Source organism: Streptomyces sp. MnatMP-M17 (genome assembly GCF_900091995.1).
Classification (GTDB): domain Bacteria; phylum Actinomycetota; class Actinomycetes; order Streptomycetales; family Streptomycetaceae; genus Streptomyces.
Genome location: NZ_FMDK01001262.1, coordinates 1 through 1,212, shown reverse-complemented (window position 1 = coordinate 1,212; position 1,212 = coordinate 1). Strand labels below are relative to the sequence as shown.

The 1,212-nt window shown below is 73.8% G+C and carries 2 protein-coding genes; both read left to right on the top strand.

Going from position 1 to position 1,212, the window contains the following annotated elements; translation table 11 throughout:
- Positions 1–145 precede the first annotated feature (145 nt).
- Positions 146–859: a hypothetical protein gene (locus tag GA0115259_RS38415; RefSeq protein ID WP_093605260.1), complete on the top strand. Its 714-nt coding sequence runs from the start codon at positions 146–148 to the stop codon at positions 857–859.
- The gene (locus tag GA0115259_RS38410) at positions 859–1,176 is read left to right on the top strand and encodes a hypothetical protein (protein ID WP_093605258.1); all 318 of its coding nucleotides are present in this window, start codon (positions 859–861) and stop codon (positions 1,174–1,176) included. The genes GA0115259_RS38415 and GA0115259_RS38410 overlap by 1 nt, the downstream gene beginning before the upstream one ends.
- The last annotated feature ends 36 nt before the right edge of the window (positions 1,177–1,212 follow it).

The window sequence follows — 1,212 nt, the reverse complement described above, 5'->3', positions numbered from 1 at the left end:
GCCCTGACCGGGTGCGGCGGCCCGGCCGCCGCAACCCCGACCGCCCATCCACCCCGCTTACGACCCGGAGGTCAGCGTGCCCGCTCACCGGCACCGGCGCCGCAGACGCGCACCCGCGCCGTCTTCGCTGCCGAGAGGACCGCCCTTGCCCGCCACGCCCGACCCGCGCTCCGTCGTCCACCAGATCCTCGCCGACTACCGCCAGATGGCCGCCCGCCACCACGCCGCGCTCAAGGATCACTGCGATATCGAGGGCGTGATGGACGGCGAATTCGACGCCTACGAGGAGACCCGCCGCGTCACGGCCCTGGAGGCCGACGAGAAGCTGGACACCTTCATCCAGCTCCTCACCGACGCCTTCGGACTGCCCGACGACCGGCCCGTGACCGTCCTGGGCGCCGACGGAGTCGAGTTCCAGGTCACGCCCAGCCGTCTCGACGAGACCGCGCGCACCGCGTTCACCGAAGGCCAGTGCCACGCGCTGGCCCGCGCCGTCGCCGAGAGCACCGGCTGGAAGACCGTGGTCCTGGCCGACCGCGAGTGCGCGGACGAGTACGACGCCTGCGGCATGGGCAACGCCGTCGCCGACGGCCTGTGCATCTGCCAGCTCTCGCACCTCGCGGCCGTCCGCCCGCACGACGGCTACCTCGTCGACGCCGACGGCGCCCACGACCCGCAGGACGTCCTCGGCGAGGGGCGCTTCGACATCGTCCCGATGAGCCCGGCCCTGTGGAAGCTGATCGACACCCACCCGACCTGGCGCGACGCGGACATGCCGGTGGCCCGCTCCATGGTCGGCCCCTTGCTGGACTCCCTCGGCGCCCTGCCGACCTGCACTCCCGTGAAGGTGGCCGCCTGATGAAGACCTGCCTGCGCACTCCGGCCCACGTCCTGCTCAACCCGCTCGCCCGGCTCCTGGTCACCCTCACCGACCACGTCACCCGCCGGTGCGACGTGCCCAACCCCGTCGCCGCCGTCCGCGTCACCCTGGTGCACCTCGCCGACCAGAACCTCTCCGGCGCCGACGCCTACATGGAGATCGCCGACCTCCTCTCCCGCCTCGGCTTCACCTGGCCCGCGGGCTGGTGCGACTCCTGCAGCACGGCCCTGACCGACGATGAGGCCGAGTCCGGCGGGCAGTGCGCCACCTGCGCTCCGGACGACGGCCCGCGCTGAGCTGCCTGCGGCCCGCGCCGCGCCCCGACCGGGCGC